General features: G+C 58.7%; 16 protein-coding genes, 1 tRNA gene and 1 pseudogene. 9 read left to right on the forward strand and 9 right to left on the reverse strand.

Features of this window, described 5'->3' with window-relative positions:
* Nucleotides 1–69: 69 nt before the first annotated feature.
* The 6 genes from infA (at nucleotide 70) to FHX10_RS20920 (ending at nucleotide 4,665) form a co-directional block, all read left to right on the forward strand.
* On the forward strand, nucleotides 70–288 hold the full coding sequence (gene infA, locus FHX10_RS20895) for a translation initiation factor IF-1 (RefSeq protein WP_003545338.1): 219 nt from the start codon (nucleotides 70–72) through the stop codon (nucleotides 286–288).
* A gap of 55 nt (nucleotides 289–343) precedes the next feature.
* Nucleotides 344–964, forward strand: a complete 621-nt coding sequence (locus tag FHX10_RS20900) for a Maf-like protein (RefSeq protein ID WP_028757471.1) — start codon at nucleotides 344–346, stop codon at nucleotides 962–964.
* Between the two features lie 33 nt (nucleotides 965–997).
* On the forward strand, nucleotides 998–1,210 hold the full coding sequence (yacG, locus tag FHX10_RS20905; protein ID WP_184390130.1) for a DNA gyrase inhibitor YacG: 213 nt from the start codon (nucleotides 998–1,000) through the stop codon (nucleotides 1,208–1,210).
* A gap of 281 nt (nucleotides 1,211–1,491) precedes the next feature.
* Nucleotides 1,492–1,567 (forward strand) — tRNA-Phe (locus tag FHX10_RS20910).
* A gap of 761 nt (nucleotides 1,568–2,328) precedes the next feature.
* Nucleotides 2,329–3,258 carry a sugar ABC transporter substrate-binding protein gene (locus tag FHX10_RS20915; protein ID WP_028756155.1) on the forward strand — a complete coding sequence of 310 codons (930 nt, stop codon included), beginning with the start codon at nucleotides 2,329–2,331 and terminating at the stop codon, nucleotides 3,256–3,258.
* A 564-nt stretch (nucleotides 3,259–3,822) separates the two neighbouring features.
* Nucleotides 3,823–4,665, forward strand: coding sequence for a DUF6030 family protein (locus FHX10_RS20920; protein WP_184390235.1), 843 nt, complete (start codon nucleotides 3,823–3,825; stop codon nucleotides 4,663–4,665).
* Between the two features lie 44 nt (nucleotides 4,666–4,709).
* Here FHX10_RS20920 and FHX10_RS20925 read toward each other — a convergent pair.
* The 4 genes and pseudogenes from FHX10_RS20925 to FHX10_RS20940 all read right to left on the reverse strand — a co-directional run.
* A pseudogene (locus tag FHX10_RS20925) lies at nucleotides 4,710–4,967 on the reverse strand (transposase); the annotation flags it as partial.
* Between the two features lie 7 nt (nucleotides 4,968–4,974).
* Nucleotides 4,975–6,420 carry an HlyD family type I secretion periplasmic adaptor subunit gene (locus tag FHX10_RS20930; RefSeq protein WP_097544505.1) on the reverse strand — a complete coding sequence of 482 codons (1,446 nt, stop codon included), beginning with the start codon at nucleotides 6,418–6,420 and terminating at the stop codon, nucleotides 4,975–4,977.
* 12 nt (nucleotides 6,421–6,432) lie between these two features.
* Complete coding sequence (locus FHX10_RS20935) at nucleotides 6,433–8,148, reverse strand: type I secretion system permease/ATPase (protein ID WP_097544506.1); 1,716 nt, start codon at nucleotides 8,146–8,148, stop codon at nucleotides 6,433–6,435.
* Nucleotides 8,149–8,251: 103 nt separating this feature from the next.
* Nucleotides 8,252–8,827, reverse strand: a complete 576-nt coding sequence (locus tag FHX10_RS20940) for a hypothetical protein (protein WP_028756841.1) — start codon at nucleotides 8,825–8,827, stop codon at nucleotides 8,252–8,254.
* Between the two features lie 595 nt (nucleotides 8,828–9,422).
* Here FHX10_RS20940 and FHX10_RS20945 point away from each other — a divergent pair.
* The 3 genes from FHX10_RS20945 (at nucleotide 9,423) to FHX10_RS20955 (ending at nucleotide 12,376) form a co-directional block, all read left to right on the forward strand.
* Nucleotides 9,423–10,511: a hypothetical protein gene (locus FHX10_RS20945; RefSeq protein WP_097596430.1), complete on the forward strand. Its 1,089-nt coding sequence runs from the start codon at nucleotides 9,423–9,425 to the stop codon at nucleotides 10,509–10,511.
* Between the two features lie 712 nt (nucleotides 10,512–11,223).
* Complete coding sequence (locus FHX10_RS20950) at nucleotides 11,224–11,931, forward strand: helix-turn-helix transcriptional regulator (RefSeq protein ID WP_049813428.1); 708 nt, start codon at nucleotides 11,224–11,226, stop codon at nucleotides 11,929–11,931.
* A gap of 187 nt (nucleotides 11,932–12,118) precedes the next feature.
* Nucleotides 12,119–12,376 carry a hypothetical protein gene (locus tag FHX10_RS20955; protein ID WP_028756844.1) on the forward strand — a complete coding sequence of 86 codons (258 nt, stop codon included), beginning with the start codon at nucleotides 12,119–12,121 and terminating at the stop codon, nucleotides 12,374–12,376.
* A 3-nt stretch (nucleotides 12,377–12,379) separates the two neighbouring features.
* Here FHX10_RS20955 and FHX10_RS20960 read toward each other — a convergent pair whose 3' ends face one another.
* The 5 genes from FHX10_RS20960 to FHX10_RS20980 all read right to left on the reverse strand — a co-directional run bounded on the left by FHX10_RS20960 (nucleotide 12,380) and on the right by FHX10_RS20980 (nucleotide 16,212).
* Nucleotides 12,380–13,105, reverse strand: coding sequence for an SDR family oxidoreductase (locus tag FHX10_RS20960; RefSeq protein ID WP_028756845.1), 726 nt, complete (start codon nucleotides 13,103–13,105; stop codon nucleotides 12,380–12,382).
* Nucleotides 13,106–13,117: 12 nt separating this feature from the next.
* The gene (locus FHX10_RS20965) at nucleotides 13,118–14,179 is read right to left on the reverse strand and encodes an ABC transporter ATP-binding protein (RefSeq protein WP_028756846.1); all 1,062 of its coding nucleotides are present in this window, start codon (nucleotides 14,177–14,179) and stop codon (nucleotides 13,118–13,120) included.
* Nucleotides 14,180–14,284: 105 nt separating this feature from the next.
* A complete protein-coding gene (locus FHX10_RS20970; protein WP_028756847.1) occupies nucleotides 14,285–14,491 on the reverse strand; it encodes a DUF2160 family membrane protein in 207 nt (68 codons plus the stop codon).
* 4 nt (nucleotides 14,492–14,495) lie between these two features.
* Complete coding sequence (locus FHX10_RS20975; protein WP_028756848.1) at nucleotides 14,496–15,332, reverse strand: carbohydrate ABC transporter permease; 837 nt, start codon at nucleotides 15,330–15,332, stop codon at nucleotides 14,496–14,498.
* A 4-nt stretch (nucleotides 15,333–15,336) separates the two neighbouring features.
* Complete coding sequence (locus FHX10_RS20980; RefSeq protein WP_047613532.1) at nucleotides 15,337–16,212, reverse strand: carbohydrate ABC transporter permease; 876 nt, start codon at nucleotides 16,210–16,212, stop codon at nucleotides 15,337–15,339.
* Nucleotides 16,213–16,276 lie beyond the last annotated feature (64 nt).

Below are 16,276 nucleotides of genomic sequence, written 5' to 3' on the forward strand. Positions count from 1 at the left end.
TAGTTTCCGCCCAAATTTTCAAGGCGCGCCCTGCGCTGCCTATTCAACCCACAGGAAGAAAACACTTATATGCCTAAAGAAGAAGTCCTCGAATTCCCGGGAATCGTCACCGAACTTCTGCCGAATGCGACGTTCCGCGTGAAGCTCGAAAACGAACACGAGATCATCGCCCATACCGCAGGGCGCATGCGCAAGAATCGCATCCGCGTTCTCGCCGGCGACAAGGTGCTGGTGGAAATGACGCCCTACGATCTGACCAAGGGCCGCATCACCTACCGTTTCAAGTAAGCTTGCCCAAGGCCCTGCAAGGGTTTTTCTCCCGTCTGCCGATGGTCGAGGTTCCATGACGCTGAAATACAAGCTCATTCTGGCCTCGGGTTCGCCCCGTCGCGTTGACCTGCTCAACCAGGCCGGCATTGAGCCTTCGCGCCTGATGCCGATGGATATCGACGAGGCGCCAAAGAAGTCGGAGCATCCGCGTTCGCTGGCCCGACGGCTTTCGGCTGAGAAAGCCGAAGCCGCCCTTGCCGCCATCAAGGGCGATATCACCTGGAAGGGCAGCTATATCCTGTCTGCCGATACGGTGGTCGCCGTCGGCCGGCGCATTCTCGGCAAGGCGGAGTTCGCCGATGAGGCGTTGAGCTCGCTGCATCTGCTGTCGGGGCGCAACCATATGGTCTACACCGGCGTTTGCCTGGTGACGCCGGATCGCAAGATCCGCCAGAAGATCGTCGAGACCAAGGTCCGCTTCAAGCGGCTCTCCGGCTTCGAGATCGAGAACTACCTGGCCTCCGGCCAGTGGCGCGGCAAGGCAGGCGCCTACGGCATCCAGGGCCTCGCCGGCACCTTCGTACAGAAGATGGTGGGCTCCTACACCAATGTCGTCGGCCTGCCGCTTTATGAAACCATTCTGCTTTTGACCGGCGAAGGCTTCGATGTGCATAGCCGGTGGCCCGAGGGCTGAGCCCCGACGGCCGATCCTATAGGACAGACCGATATGCCTGAAGACAAGAAAGCGGCCGCCAAGGTCGAACCGCTGCGCAAGGCGCGCCCTTGCCCCGCATGCGGCAAACCTTCCCACCGCGAAAATTACCCCTTCTGCTCCAACCGCTGCCGCGAGGCCGATCTCTCCCGCTGGCTGACCGGCGCCTATGCCATCCCGGTTGCCGACGATGAGGCAAAGGTCGATTATCCGGATGAGGAAAACTAATGCATGTCGCCCAAAAATGCGCAGCGGTTTTGGGAGAACGACATGCATAGAAATAAAGCTCTAAAGCGCGAGGAGCGGTCTGAAGGATTGCGACGCGCTTTAGAGCACTGCACCCGCGAAGCTCTTATATTTCCTCATGAATCCGCAAAGCCGGCAAGACCGTCAAAAAAGAGTCATTTGACGCTTGCCATGGCCGAACAAGATGCTATAACCCCGCTCGCTTCCGGGGCGAACCAAGGCCCCGCGGTTCTTTTCCTAAAGGGGCCATCGGAAGCAGGTTAGCCCAGGTAGCTCAGTTGGTAGAGCAGCGGATTGAAAATCCGCGTGTCACTGGTTCGATTCCGGTCCTGGGCACCATTCAGTCTCTTAAAGCCAGTCTCATATGTTTGGTCTCGGAATAGCGGCGAGATTTTAATGGCTTAGCCCATATGTGCGTCCGTCTTTTCCACCTTTCTCAGCCTTCTGCATGTCATTCTCCACCTTTTTGCCGGCCCGTCTCAGGTGGCTGTCGTCAGTAGCCAATAGCTCGCATCAGTTGAGTTGCGCTTTCTTGAGACAGGTTCGCCTGTCTCGATCGACTCTGCTGCACCTGCGGAGAGCGCAAAAGGGCGTCTGCCGTGATGCCCTCCTCGATCAGTCAGCACGGCGCGGTTGAACGCCATCGGCGCCACCCGATTTCGCCGACGTAGCGCGTCCGCTGTTGCGCCGGTGATGGAGTTCTCTCATCGCCGCGGCGATTCTTTCAAGAATGAGAGGGTTTGCAAGCAACGATGAATGGACCGCAAAACGAAATCAATAGAAGCTTGCCGAACTTCGTGACGTCGCCTCGTGATCGCGCGAAAACTGGGAGGAGATCAGGTGAAAGTCGCTCGGCATTGACGCCGTCTATGAAGTTCGCGGACTTAAGTCATCAAATAAGGCACTGAAAAAGCATGCATTTCGTGCGAGGCAGTGCAGCGGGGAACGACTGGCAAATTGCCAGCGTCGAGATCGCCGCGATAGCTTTACGATGATTTTCGACCTTTTTTGCTGGCACCCTGACGCCTCTTTTTGGCCAGGGCGCTGGAGCTCCGGCGTGAGGAGGGTGCAGCCGGGCACCGCTTTGTGGAGGAAGTGAAATGAAAAAGTTTATCCTGGGCACTGCGATGGCGCTCGTCATGTCGACGGCGGCTCACGCAGAAACCGTCGGCGTCTCGATGGCGAAGTTCGACGATAATTTCCTGACCGTTCTGCGCAACGGCATGACCGATTATGCAAAGACACTCAGCGGTGTGACGCTGCAGGTCGAAGACGCGCAGAACGACGTGTCCAAGCAGCAGAGCCAGATCCAGAATTTCATCGCCTCCAAGGTCGATGCGATCATCGTCAACCCTGTCGATACCGATGCGACGACGGCAATGTCGAAGCTTGCGGCCGATGCCGGCATTCCGCTGGTTTACGTCAACCGTCAGCCGGTCAATGTCGACACGCTGCCGGAAAAGCAGGCCTTCGTCGCCTCCAACGAGCAGGAATCCGGCACGCTGGAAACCAAGGAAATCTGCCGCATTCTCGGCGGCAAGGGCAAGGCCGTGGTGATCATGGGCGAGCTCTCCAACCAGGCTGCGCGCATGCGCACCCAGGACATTCATGACGTCATCAAGACGGATGAATGCAAGGGGCTGGAGATCGTCGAAGAGCAGACGGCCAACTGGGACCGCACCCAGGGCGCCGACCTGATGACCAACTGGCTCTCCAGCGGCATCGAATTCGACGCCGTCATCTCCAACAACGACGAAATGGCGATCGGCGCCATCCAGGCGCTGAAGGCAGCCGGCAAGGATATGACCAAGGTCGTCGTCGGCGGCGTCGACGCCACCCAGGACGCGCTTGCCGCCATGCAGGCGGGTGATCTTGACGTCACCGTGTTCCAGGATGCCGCCGGCCAGGGCAAGGGCTCGCTCGACGCGGCGCTGAAGCTTGCCAAGGGCGAAAAAGTCGACAAGAAGGTCTATATTCCCTTCCAGCTCGTCACGCCTGAGAACGTCAAGGACTTCGTCACCAAGAACTGAGGCGAATGCCAAGCAGGATGCGGGCTTTGCCCGCATCCTTTTTTGAGTGCTCAAAGTCCCGTGGCTGATTGAGGATGAGACTGGCCGGCATCCCGATCTCGTGCCCGCAAAGAAGAGGCAGGGCCGAAACATCAAGGAGTGAACCTTTGCCGAAGACGCTTTGCGCGCCGCGACAGAGGCCACCATTGTCGGCAAATATAGCTAAGCTAGGTTGCTCGACGGAACCCTGTTTTCGACATATGTGGGTCCGCGCGTTACTAGCGCATCGTCCGGAAAATTGCCGCCCCGAGGTTCCTGCTTGACGATTTATACAGTCGGCATCAGAATCACAGCGTCGAAGGTGAGTCGACCGTACCCGCTTTCACATCGTTGCTCGCCTCGGAAGAGACTAGCCGCAGCGGCCGTTTGGCCACGCGCCGACCGACGCCGCTGGTCGCAAGCTTGCGGGGGATCGCCGTGGATAAAGTGTCGTTGGCAGTTGGTCCTCCTCGCGACAGCCAGCCGCGGCACTGGAGGTTCCTCTTACGGAGCAACCGCCGCTGGCTGCTTTGGTCGGCGCTTTTGATGCCCGTTTTGCTTCTTATCGGCATCGCTGTTTTTTACCATGAAATCCGCCGCGTCGAAGATCCGGCTGGTCGCTTTGAGTATCAAGCGCTCGATAAGGCCGCCCGATCATCACGCATATCAGTCCGCCCTGATACGGCGGCTCCTTCTCCTCTTCCGCCGACGTCTATATCGCTGAAGCTGATCGAGGTTCCGAAACCGGAGCTGGCCAGTCAGTTTCTGCGGACGTGGCGCTTCGCGGGGCCAAATATCTGCGGCGCTCTTCGAGAGGCCGGCATCGAAATGAGCGAATGGAAAGCCGCATCGATGCGCAATCGCAGCTATGAATGTTATTTTCAGCGCATCCACGAACGGGACGAGGTGCGACCGCTCAGTTCGACCTTCGTTAGGGTTCGGGGAAATGAAAGGGGCGATATTGTTGAGATCCGCGCCAAGATCGTCGGGCCGCAGACAGATGCCCAGGGGCGTCTCGCTCCGGCTGTCCTGCGCATTTTCGAGATCATTGTGAAGCAGGCCTGCTGGCGTGATTTCGAAGATGCGCTTGCGTCGATCCAAAGCCTTCGCAATGTCGAATACGAACAATTCGGCGCCTATCTCAGCTTTACGCGCGAAGCCGGCAGCGAAAATAGCTTCAATTTCATTCTTGGCCTTAAGGCGACGTCAAGTTCGCAGGTGAGGACCAAGGCGTATTTTTCGGCAGACAGCTGGCTGGCCACGACAAAACCCCGCATTCCGCAAACTTTATCCTCATCGACCGCATCGTCACGTCCACAGCCGCCACTTGCGCTCAATGACGGAGTGAGTAGCGGCCACAATTCAAGATCAATCTGGAACTGTGGCTGAACATCCACAAGTCCATCGTGACCTTAGTTTCGCCCCTTCGAGGTCTTCGCCAGCATCTCGCTCAGCGTTGCCGCCGAGAGCATGGATTCGGCCAAAAGCTTCTTGAGCTTCTGGTTTTCCTCCTCCAGTGCTCTCAGCCTTTTGGCATAGAGACCGACATTTCCGTACTGCAAGGATTGCCACCGATAGAAAGTCGGCTCGCTGATACCGTGCTTGTGGCAAACATCCGCCACCGTCACCCCGGCTTGGTGCTCCTTCAGAATACCCGTAATCTGGTCGTCGTCGAATTTTCTCTTGCCCATCACGGTCTCAGTCCTCGCGAAATGCTCTGTTGAAACTGTCGAGGAGTGGTCTGACGGCATAGAGCGCCACGCTGCTTTCGCCTGTTTCGATCAGTGTCTGTGCGGGCATGCCCGCGACCAGTTCGACATTACTCATTTTTGCCAACCGCTCGTCCGTTACACGGATAGTCGCGGCAAAGTAGGGCTGGCCGCTCTGCGGGTCGGTGAGACGATCCGCTGATACGTACTCGACCCGACCTTTCAGCAGTGGAACGCGCCGCTGATTGTAGGGAAGGAGGTGGACTTGTGCCTCGAGCCCCGGACGGACGAGATTGATGTCTTCCGGTCTGACGTGGGCAGACACGACAAGGCGATCGGTGCGTGGCAGAAGATCGACGAGCGGTTCACCCGCGCCGATCACGCCACCTGATGTGTGGATGCGCAGGTTCATGATTGTCCCATCGTCGGGAGCACGAATATCGGTCCTTGACAGTTGGTCGTCGATCGCCCGCAAGCGCTCGCGCAGCTGCATGATCTGGCTTTCCGTGTTGCGCATGCCCTGGGCGACTTCGCTCAACCGGTCGCTCTCAAGTTTTGCGAGATCGGCCTGCGAGCCGCTGATCGCCTGATAGGCGCGAGAGATCTGCGCCTCTACTGCACCGTGCTGGCCATCAAGGTCTGCTTTTTCCCGCTGGAGGTTGAGAAGCCTGCTCCGTCTTTCCAGTCCTTTGGCGGTGAGGACCGTAACCTGATCCAGTTCTTGGCTCGAGATTGCGGCTCTGTCGGCCAGTGCTGCCTTCTGCGCGCCAAGCCCGACGATTTCCTGCCGCACCTGCGCGATTTTTTCATTTGTGATCTGAATTTCCGCCTGCATGACCCGGCGACGGGCGTCGAAGATTTTCTGTTGCCCGATCAGAATGGCGCTGACCGAAGGATATTTGTCCATTGCTGCCCTGAGATCCTCAGGATAGGCGACATGGTCGCCGCCTGTCTGCTCCGCAAGCAGGCGGGCACGGCTTCCTTCGGCGTCCCAAAGTTGCCCTTGAACGCTGTCGCGCTCCGAGCGAGACTTCGTATCGTCGAGTTCTATGACGATCTGCCCGGCCGTGACCGCATCGCCGTTTTTAACGAGGATCCGTCGGACAATTCCACCTTCTAGATGCTGAATGGTCTTGCGGCTGGATTCCGGTTCGACAACGCCCGAAGCAATTGCAGCGCTTTTCAGCGGCGCCAGAACCGACCAGATTCCCAATCCGACGATGAAGGTCAGGATCAACAGGTTCCCCGTCCAGACAACGCCTCTGAGCCGCGGCATGGGAGAAGGGGCGGCGGGTCCGCGCTGTTTCGACTCGATCACCGGCCAATAGGCCGACTGTTGCTTGGCTGTCGCTGTCGGTCGTTCGACCAGCTCCCGACCCGTCCTCGACGAATTTGAAAATCTCGCCGGCGTTGTCTCCAGTTGAACAAGGGCCATGGCAGCGTTTCCCTATGTTCCTGTTCGAGACGGTGGTTGAAGATAGGTTTCGTAAATCCGCTCACTGTCGCCGAAGGCAGTCACCGTCCCGTTGCGCATGATGGCAATCTTGTTGGTGACCGGCAGGATCCCCATCCGGTGCGTTATGATAACGACGATCATCCCCCTGGATCTCATGCGCTCGATTGCCGCAAAGAGCATGCGTTCGCCGTCATAATCCAGGCTCGAATTCGGATCGTCGAGAACGATAAGAGACGGATTTCCATAGGCAGCCCGTGCCAGTCCCAGCTGTTGGCGCTGAGCCCGAAGGAGCAGGTTTCCACCTTCACCGATATCGGTCTCGTAGCCCTGCGGCAGTCGCATGATCGCTTCGTGCAACCCAACGAGCTTTGCGGCGTCGATCGCTTTGCCGGGGTCTCCTCCGTCCAGCCGGCCGATCACATCCTTGATTGCTCCGCCGAAGAGTTCGATGTCCTGCGGCAGGTATCCGACATGGCAGGTCCCGCCGCAAAGGCGCAGAGCCGAGATATCGACCCCGCCGAGAAGGGCACATCCGCTCGTTGCTTGCACAACGCCTGCCATGATGCGGCCAAGTGTCGATTTTCCCGATCCCGACGGACCGATGAGCGCTATGCAATCGCCTGGCGCCAGCCGCAATGTGATATCCGTCAGTATCGGCCGATTGGCGAATGGCTTGAAATAGCTGACATTATCGAGAACGAGGCCATTGGGTTCCGGTCGCGGCACCATTCGGGCATCGCGGTCCGATGCAACTGCTATCAGCATTCTGTTCAAGCGATTGAAGGCATTGCGCGCAAACGTAAAGGAGCGCCAAGCACCTATTGCGCCCTCGATTGGTGCGAGCCCGCGCCCGAGCAGCAGGCTCGCAACGAAGATGATCCCGGGACTGCCGTCGTTTGCGAGCACCAGCCATGTCGCGGATCCCATCATCAGGATCTGCGCGAGTGTGCGGATCGATTTGGAGAAACCAAGAATGATCTCGGTGCGATGCATCGCGATGTCCTGCGCCCGTCTTGCCATTTCTGCATCGCGATAGACGATCAGCGCCGCGCCATCCTGCATGCCCATTGCCCGGATCACCTCGATGTTTTTGAGGGCGGTCGCAAATCGCAGATAACTCCTCGAAAGGGCAAGATTGGCGTGGGCAAGCGGCTCCCGCGTCGCCAGTTCCGTCATGAACGCAAACAGCAGAAGTGCAACTGCGCTCAGAAGACCGATGGTCCCAAGCAGCGGATGAACAAGAAAGAGCAGGAGCAGGAATAACGGCGCCCAGGGAACGTCAAAAAGCAGCGAGCTGGCCGGTGAATCGAGGAACTGGCGTAGGGCGGCCAGGTCCCTGTAGCATTCCGTAGCAGCTCCCGTATCGGCGCGAGCGGCATATTCGAACGATGCGGTCAACACCATGGGCCGTAGCCTGTGATCCAGCCAGCTGCCGAGGCGCGAAAGCGCAGCCCTGCGCACGATATCGAGCGTCGACCCGACCAGCACAGCGACGGCGATGATCATCGTCAGCATCAGGAGCGTGTCAGCGCTTCGGCTCGACAGGACCCTGTCATAGATCTGCAGGAGATAGATGGACGGCGCCAGAAGAAAGAGATTGTAGCCGCAGCTATAGAGGAAGACCAACCCGAAGGCTCCGGCACAGGCCCTGAGCGCGACAACAAGCTGTGTCGGCGGGCGCGGTGGCTTGATGGAAATCGTTGTCATTACCAGATCTCGCTGCATTTGATACTGACGAGAAAAGACTGCGTGCTGGTTCAGCAATTCAGGAGGGTCGCCAGCCGAAACCGGCGACCCTCAGAGTCTGAGTTCATGAGCCGAGATGGTCGACGTCGATATGGCCGAAGGCGTTTATGAAGTGATCGAGAGAATTGTTCACCGTCGTCGTCTCGGGATCCGTGTGCACCAGAGCTGACGAGATATCGCCGCCCAGAGCGTTGTTTCCGTTGCCGCCGTTGCCGCCGACGCCTGCGAGGATGGTGGCATGCTGATCGGCCACAAGCTGCGTATATTGTGTCGCGGTCGTAGCTGCAGCCACCGCAGCCGTGTCGCCGCCGCTCGAGTTTCCTTGGCTGCCGTTGGAGTTGGAATCTCCCCCCGCGCCGCCGTCGCCGCTGTTCGTGACCGCCGCCAGGAAGCCGTTCTTGGCCTGAGCAAAGCCACCGTCTCCACCATGGCCGGCGTCCCAACTTGCCTTCTGCCAAACGTGATCGCCGTTGTGCAGATCGGTCGTTGCCCCGTAGACCTTTTGCACGGGGTCTACATATGCAACTGGGTTGTAGTTGATGTTCCCATCGTTGTGGCCATCACCGCCGTTGCCGGCTTTCGCGTCACCAGCATCCGGGTTATTGAGTTGAATCGTGTCGGATATTTGTGGAATAGGCATTGATGTCACTCCTTCTACTTCGTTTCGTCCATGTTACTTTTACGGCGTGGGTATCCAGCATGTCACCGCTAGCCAATACAACCGCGGACGAATATTGCCTGCGATTTAATCTACGAACTACCTAGATATTCGGCGGCATTCCTTCGGATGTATACTTGAAGGTGATGGAGCGTTATTTGGATTAGTACCTAGTGATTTGACCCCGGCTGGTATGGGCAGGATCATTTCTGCGGCCTCGTCGAAGCGATGCCGTTTTTCGAAGCAACGGCCGCCCAAGCGAACCGGCTGCATCCCCGGGGCTGATCAGGCCGCGCCTGGCGGAGGCCCCGCTTGGAGCTAAAAACTGTCATGACCCGCCGCGAGAACGGGGGCGCAAGATGGGGGCCTCTAACCCAAACGGGCGTTGAGTGCTCGCAGACTCGCACAAGGAGCACTGCGGCCCTGACAGCCAGATGGCTATAGAACTAGCCGACGGGATGTAGACGAATTGCAGGCTCTGCTTTTGTTGCGTTCAGATGCACAATGCCTGAACAATTCAGGCTGCATAGCGTCGCACGCTCGGTGGCCGTGCGGTTGACCGGAAATGGAGACGGTAATGGCGGAAACTCGTTCCTTATCGGAAGACTTGCCCAAGGCGGGCACCGATCAAAACCTCGCCCCTAATGTGGCCGCGGGGCATCTGGCACTGGTGCCGACCTGGCTTCCATTGGAGGTCGCTTCCAATCCGAGCTATAATTCTGCCGGCAGCGGTGGTGACGGGATAAGCGAAGGCGTGATCAGCAGCAACGCCTTGGCCGTCTTCATGCCGTCGAATGCCGCGATGGCCGGGCCTCATTCGGGCGCCGACGCTTTCCAGGGCAATGATGCGCTTATCAATCAGCATCCTACCGAAATGGCCGGGATCGGCGGGAATGGCGGAAGCGGCAATGTTGCCATCGGCAGCGGCGACGGCGGCAATCATGCCGGCACCGGCGGCAATGGCCTCTTCTACGGTGGACTGGTCAGCACCGAAGTCGCAGTGTTTGCGCCGGTGAATACGGCCGTGGCTGCTGGCCCCGGCGCGGAGGCTCACGCTGAGCAATCGAACAATGCATTGTTTCTGCAGGGCGCAACCCAGATGGGCGGCATCGGCGGCTCGGGCGGAGACCACAACGCCGCGGGCCATGGTCCGTCGCTGAGCCCGGGAACGTCGCTCACATTGACCGGCGACAATTATGCGGGCCACGGCGGCGATGGATATTTTATCGGCAGCATGGTCGACGTAAGCGTGGCCATATTCTCACCGATCAACATCGCCGTCGGCGCCGCGGGCGGCTCGGCGGTCGCTCATCAGACAAACAATGCAATTTTCGATCAGGGCACTGTGCAGATCGCCGGCATCGGCGGCAATGGCGGTGGCTTCAACATGTCGTCGGATACGATTTTCACCGGCAACCATGCGGGGGGCGGTGGCGGGACCGGATCGTCAACCGGCAGCATGGTAGACGTCAATTTCGCCTATTTCCATCCCATCAACATTGCCGTTCCCGCTGGCGGGACGGCGGACGCCCAACAGATCGATCATGTTCTCTATGATCAGCAAGCGCTTCAGTTGGCGGGCATCGCGGGCCACGGCGGAGAGGGTAATCTCACGGACGCCCATTCGGCTCTCGTCGACGACATTCTGAGCTTCATGCATAGCTAGCGGATAGACTCCGCGCTTGCATTGCGGAGGCTCGACTGCACGAAACCGCTTTCGTGCCGACGGGCTCGCGCAATGCCGAACATTTCACCACGACCTCATCCGTATTGTCACCGATTTCGGCCGCCAGAGGCCGTGACCGCCGCCCGGCATCTGGGAGCGTCGGCGCAGTGCTGCCTGCGTGAAACAACGGGTATTCACGCCTCATCAGGGTGTAGTTTCACTAATCATAATGGGTAATCAGCGATCTTGTGGTTTTGTCGCTTTTTTCGGTTGTCGTTTTGCTGTCTGGGTCTGCGGCTGTTTTGAGCCGACATATGGAAACAAAGCCGAGCCGATCGGCAGCTGGTTATCTCCACTGGTTCCTTCCGAAATGGGTCTGTAGCAGATCGGTTGCTTTTTCAGTGCCTTTGAAAGCTTTGTTGACCCGCTTGCCGTACGTGAATTCGGCGAAGGGATGGAAAGTCTGTAGCGACAAGTCGAACCAGCAGACCCTCATGAACAATCTCTTAAATACGCCCTGCGGGCCTAGTCATCTCTCACTCAAATCTTATAGACTATAAGAATTATCGTGAGAGATCAGACTATTGATATCTGAAATACACTCACTTTTTATCATGACATGTAATGAGAACAGGAATAATATGAACAGCTGTTGCGTTGCAAATATCTGGGGAGCGCGCAAGTGTCCGACATTGCTAAAACCAAGCGCCGTATGGGGCGCAATGCACCAACTGTGATCATCATTGAGCATTCTACTTTGGCGCGCACCACCGTGGTGAAGCTTCTTGAGCGTGAACTCGTCGGGTGGAACTTTATAGATTTGATCTCGACCGAGAGTCTCGATCGGGCTCTTGGAGCCGAGGTGCGTTTGATTGCATTGGATCTGGCTGGCAGAGATGTCGAGAGCGCCAGCCTGCGGGAAGATCTCGCGGCAATTGCTGCACGTTTTCCTGAGGCTCCTATCACGTTGCTCTCAAGTACGGATGACGTCATCATAGTCCGTCAGGCGCTCGAGATAGGCATCCGCGGCTTTTTCTCGACGTCACTTCCCGTTGATATTGCCCTTGCCGGTCTTCGCCTCGTTCTGGCAGGAGGAACATTTTTCCCGCAGCTATTGGGAGCTGTTGCAAACGGCTCAAGCGAGCATAGCCCGGCCAGAAATGAGGCCGAAAAATGCCTGGATGATAGGACGCAGTACTTGGCGATTGCTGATTTCACTCCCCGGGAAGCGGATGTCCTCGCAGAGCTGCAATCCGGCTGTTCAAATAAGGTAATTGCAGGAAAACTCAATTTGTCGGGGCATACGGTCAAGATGCATTTGCAACACATTATGCGCAAGTTGCAGGCGCAGAACCGCACTGAAGTGGTTGCCCGCTTAATTCAAAGAGCCGCCGGTGGGCCTGACGCCTCGCCGAGTTAGGCGGTGTCGGCCGGTACCGGGGAGATGTCTCAACGTTGTTGGCGGCGCGCGAGAGCCAAACACAGCGCGGCCCGCGCGATGGCGGGCCGTGTATCGGCGAGGCTTTCGTTTCAACGGGTCTCATATCGTGATGCCCTGATCGGAACCGCGACTCCGGCCGTCCGTTACCCTTTGAGGAACGGAGGACATGGACATGCCCAAGAAAAAAGCCATCGTCGAGGCGGCGCTCGAGTCCGGGTACGAGCGCCAGGCACTGGGGATCATGAATACGGAGCAAGCTCTCAAGCTTGAGGATTCCGACGGTCTTGTTTTCAGTCATCCAGATAAAGAGGCCGGCGTAACGGATCATTTTGTTGATCAGGATGAGCTGCGCCGATTGGTGCGGCGGTCAACGTCGCCGCTTCCCCGATTGCAATCGCCGGCTCGTACGACGCGTTCGTCCTGAACTTCAGGCAATCATGTAGCCGCCGTCCACCGGCATCGATATCCCGTTCACCATGGCAGCCTGATCGGAGAGCAGGAAAAGAACGACCTCGGCGATGTCTGCCGGTTCGGCGAAGCGACCGACGGGGATTCGCTTCATCATTCCCGCGGCTTTCTCGGGATCGCTCCATGCCTTCACCGCCATCGGGGTCAGCGTCACCGTTGGGTGGACGCCGTTGGCGCGGATGCCGTGCGGCGCAAGCTCCTTTGCCATGACCCGCGTCAAGCCATCCAACCCGCCCTTCGACGCACAATAGGCAGCGTGGTCGGGGATGCCGACGAAGGACGCGACCGACGAGACGTTGACGATGGCGCCCTTGCGGCCCGCCTTGATCAGCGAACGGGCATATTCCTGGGCCACGATCATCGGAGCACGGGTGTTGACCGCAACAAGTCGGTCGAATGCTTCGACTGTCGTATCCAGGAACGGCTGGAGCTCGGTCGTGCCGGCGCAGTTGACGAGGAAATCGGCGGGAAGGGCAGCGATGACAGCCTCCCTGGTCGCATCGGCATCGGCGAGATCGACCTGTATGGCCCGGCAGCCGGATTCCTGTTGCAGCGCTTCGACATCGGCGGCACTCCGGGTCAGCGCGACGACCTGCGCACCCCGTTCGATGAGCATCCTCACAAGTTCGCGTCCGATGCCTTTTCCGGCGCCGGTCACGATGACCGTCTTTCCTTTGAACTCCATGGATCGCCTCCCTTACAGTCTCTGGCCCGTTTCCCGATCGAAGATATGCGCACGCCGGGGATCGATATGGAAGTACATCGTCCGTCCGGGATCGACTTCGATGCGCTCGCGGATCAGGGCGTCGATCGGCACGCCTCCCGTGCGGCCGAAGATCAATGTCTCCGAACCCGTGGGCTCGAACACGGAGACCTCGACCGGAACGCCTTCATCGCCGATGGTGATATGCTCCGGCCGGATGCCGTAGGTAACGGCTCTTCCTTCGTCCGCATTTGTACTTCCCATGGGAAGGGCGATACCCTGGTCGGTGACGACGACCTTCCTGCCGTCGCGGGTCGCGATGCGGCCCTGCAGGAAGTTCATCGATGGGCTGCCGATGAAGCCTGCGACGAAGAGGTTGACCGGGAAGTCGTAGAGATCGAGAGGCTTGCCGATCTGCTCGACCCTGCCGTCACGCATCACCACGATCTTATTGGCCATTGTCATGGCCTCGATCTGATCATGCGTGACGTAGACGGTGGTGGTCTTCAGCCGCTGGTGAAGCTCCTTAATCTCGACGCGCATGGTGACGCGAAGCTTGGCGTCGAGGTTCGACAACGGCTCGTCGAACAGGAAGACCTTCGGATCGCGCACGATCGCGCGGCCCATCGCCACACGCTGACGCTGTCCGCCTGACAATTGCTTCGGATAGCGGTCGAGATAACGCGTTAGGTCGAGGATCTCGGCCGCTCTGCCGACCTTCTCGTCGATCTCCGCCTTGGGGCGCTTGGCCATCTTCAGCGGAAAGCCCATGTTCTCGGCGACCGTCTTGTGCGGATAGAGCGCATAGCTCTGGAAGACCATCGCGATGTCGCGCTCCTTCGGCGGAGCGTTGGTGACGACACGGCCGCCGATCCGGATGTCGCCGCCGCTGACGGTCTCAAGACCGGCGATCATCCGCAGCAGGGTGGACTTGCCGCATCCGGATGGGCCGACCAGCACGACGAATTCACCGTCCTCGATGTCGACGCTGACGCCGTGCATGACCTGAAGTGCGCCATACCTCTTGGTGACGTCGCTCACCTGTACATTTGCCAATGTCGTTCCTCCCTAAAGCAGCAATTTAAAGTGCTGCAGCTTTGCGCGTCTGATGAGACGCGCGGCGCTGTCGTGTCTTGATGGTGTTGACGGAAATTCATCGGCTCATCCCTTCCAGACGAGATAGGCGCCGAGGACTGCCGAGATTGCTGCCGCAAACCATACCGAAAGCCCGAACGGCTCGATGAACCGCATCCAGAACAGCGAGAGCGCGACCCAGATCACAATCGAGATGAACAGCCGGTCGAACCAGTTCGTTTCGATCGGCAGAAAGCCCGGCTTGCGTTCACCATTTCCTGACGGAGATGTCATGGCTTCATCCTTTCACGGCGCCGAAGGTCAGGCCGGCAACGATGTGACGCTGGACCACCGAAAACACGATGAGCGCCGGAACCAATGTCAGCATTGAGATCGCGGCCATGATGCCCCAGGCCGTTCCCGTGGTCGTCACATATTCCGACAGGCCGGTGGTCAGCGTCCGCGCATTGAAATTGGTGAGCGTCGCCGCCAGCAGATATTCGTTCCACGCAAACACCCAGGTCAGGATCAGCGTCACCGCAAGTCCGGGCCGTGCCAGGGGGAAGACGATGTCGTAGAGGACGACCCATGGGCTGGCGCCATCCATATAGGCCGCCTCGTCCAACTCCTTCGGAATGGCTTCCACGGTCGGTCGCAGCGTCCAGATTGCGAAGGGAAGGTTGAAGGAGCAGTAGACCAGGATCATGCCGAGCCGGGAATCGGCGAGCGAGAAGTCGCCGATCCTGTAGACCTGCGTCAGCAGCAGGAAGAGCGGCAGCAGGAAGACTGCCGGCGGCGCCATGCGGTTGGTGATCGTCCAGAAGAAGATACTTTCCTTGCCGGCAAGCTCGAAACGCGTCAGGGCGTAGCAGGCAAAAAAGCCGAGCGTCGTCACGAGCAGCGCGTTGCCTGACGAGATGATCAGCGAATTGAGCATGTAGCCGCGCAAGGTCGGATTGGTCAGCACGTCCTGATAGTTCTTCCAGAAGAAGCTCCGGAGAATGACGTCGGGTGTCGAGAACAGGTCGAAGGGCTGTTTCACCGATATGACGAACAGCCAGTAAATCGGGAAAAGCGTCGCGAGGCTTATCAGCGTCCACAGGACGACCGGAAGCCAGGGGGTCTGGTTCTTCATCGCGTCAACCTCTCTTCACGCGGGGCGCAATCAAGCCGACATAGAGCAGCCAGCAGACGACGATGGTGAGGTAAAGGACGATGACGGAGATCGCCGAACCGTAGCCGTAATTCGTCTTGGGAAAGACTTCCCTGAAGATATGGACGCCGATGTAGCGCGTCGATGAACCGGGACCGCCGCCGGTCAGCATCAGCACTTCGTCGACGGTGCGCAGCGCATCCATCAGCCGGATGAACACCGTGGCGAGCAGGGCCGGGCGGATCAAAGGGAGTGTTATGTGCCAGAAGATCTGGCTCTTGCCGGCGCCGTCGATCTGCGCCTGCTCGAAGGGGTCTGACGGAAGCGAGACGAGGGCGGCGATCAGCGAGAGGGTGACGAGCGGCGTCCAGTGCCAGATATCCATGATGACCGTCACGGTGAAGGCCGCGACGGCACTCTGGCCGATATTCAGATCGTAGCCGAACCAGCTTCGGAGGAGATAGGGAATGATGCCGATCGACGGCGTGGTCATCAGCTTCCAGACAGAGCCGACGATGATCGGCGCCATGATCAGCGGCAGGGTATGGATCGTGCGAAACACCGCTTTTCCGGGAAAGTCCTTGAGCAGCGCCTGGGCGAGGATGTAGCCGAGGACCAGCTCCGACACGACCGCGAAGAAGACGAATGCCAGGGTTATGCCGAGCGATGCCAGGAACTGCTGGTCGAAGACCAGCCGCCGATAGTTCTCAGCCCAGTTGAAGATCATGCCCGGATTGGCCGCGAACGGGTTCCATGAATGGAAAGAGACCCAGAGGACGTAGACGAAAGGAAAGATCCCGAACAGTCCGAGGATCACTATGGTCGGTGACAGCAACAGCCACCCGAGCTTCTGCGAATGCATCGCCTATCCCCCATTGAACGTTATGTGGACGTCCGCTCCACCTGGAGCGCAAAGATGACGGGTC

Origin of the sequence: Rhizobium sp. BK591, assembly GCF_014195045.1 — a bacterium.
GTDB classification, from domain to species: domain Bacteria; phylum Pseudomonadota; class Alphaproteobacteria; order Rhizobiales; family Rhizobiaceae; genus Rhizobium; species Rhizobium anhuiense.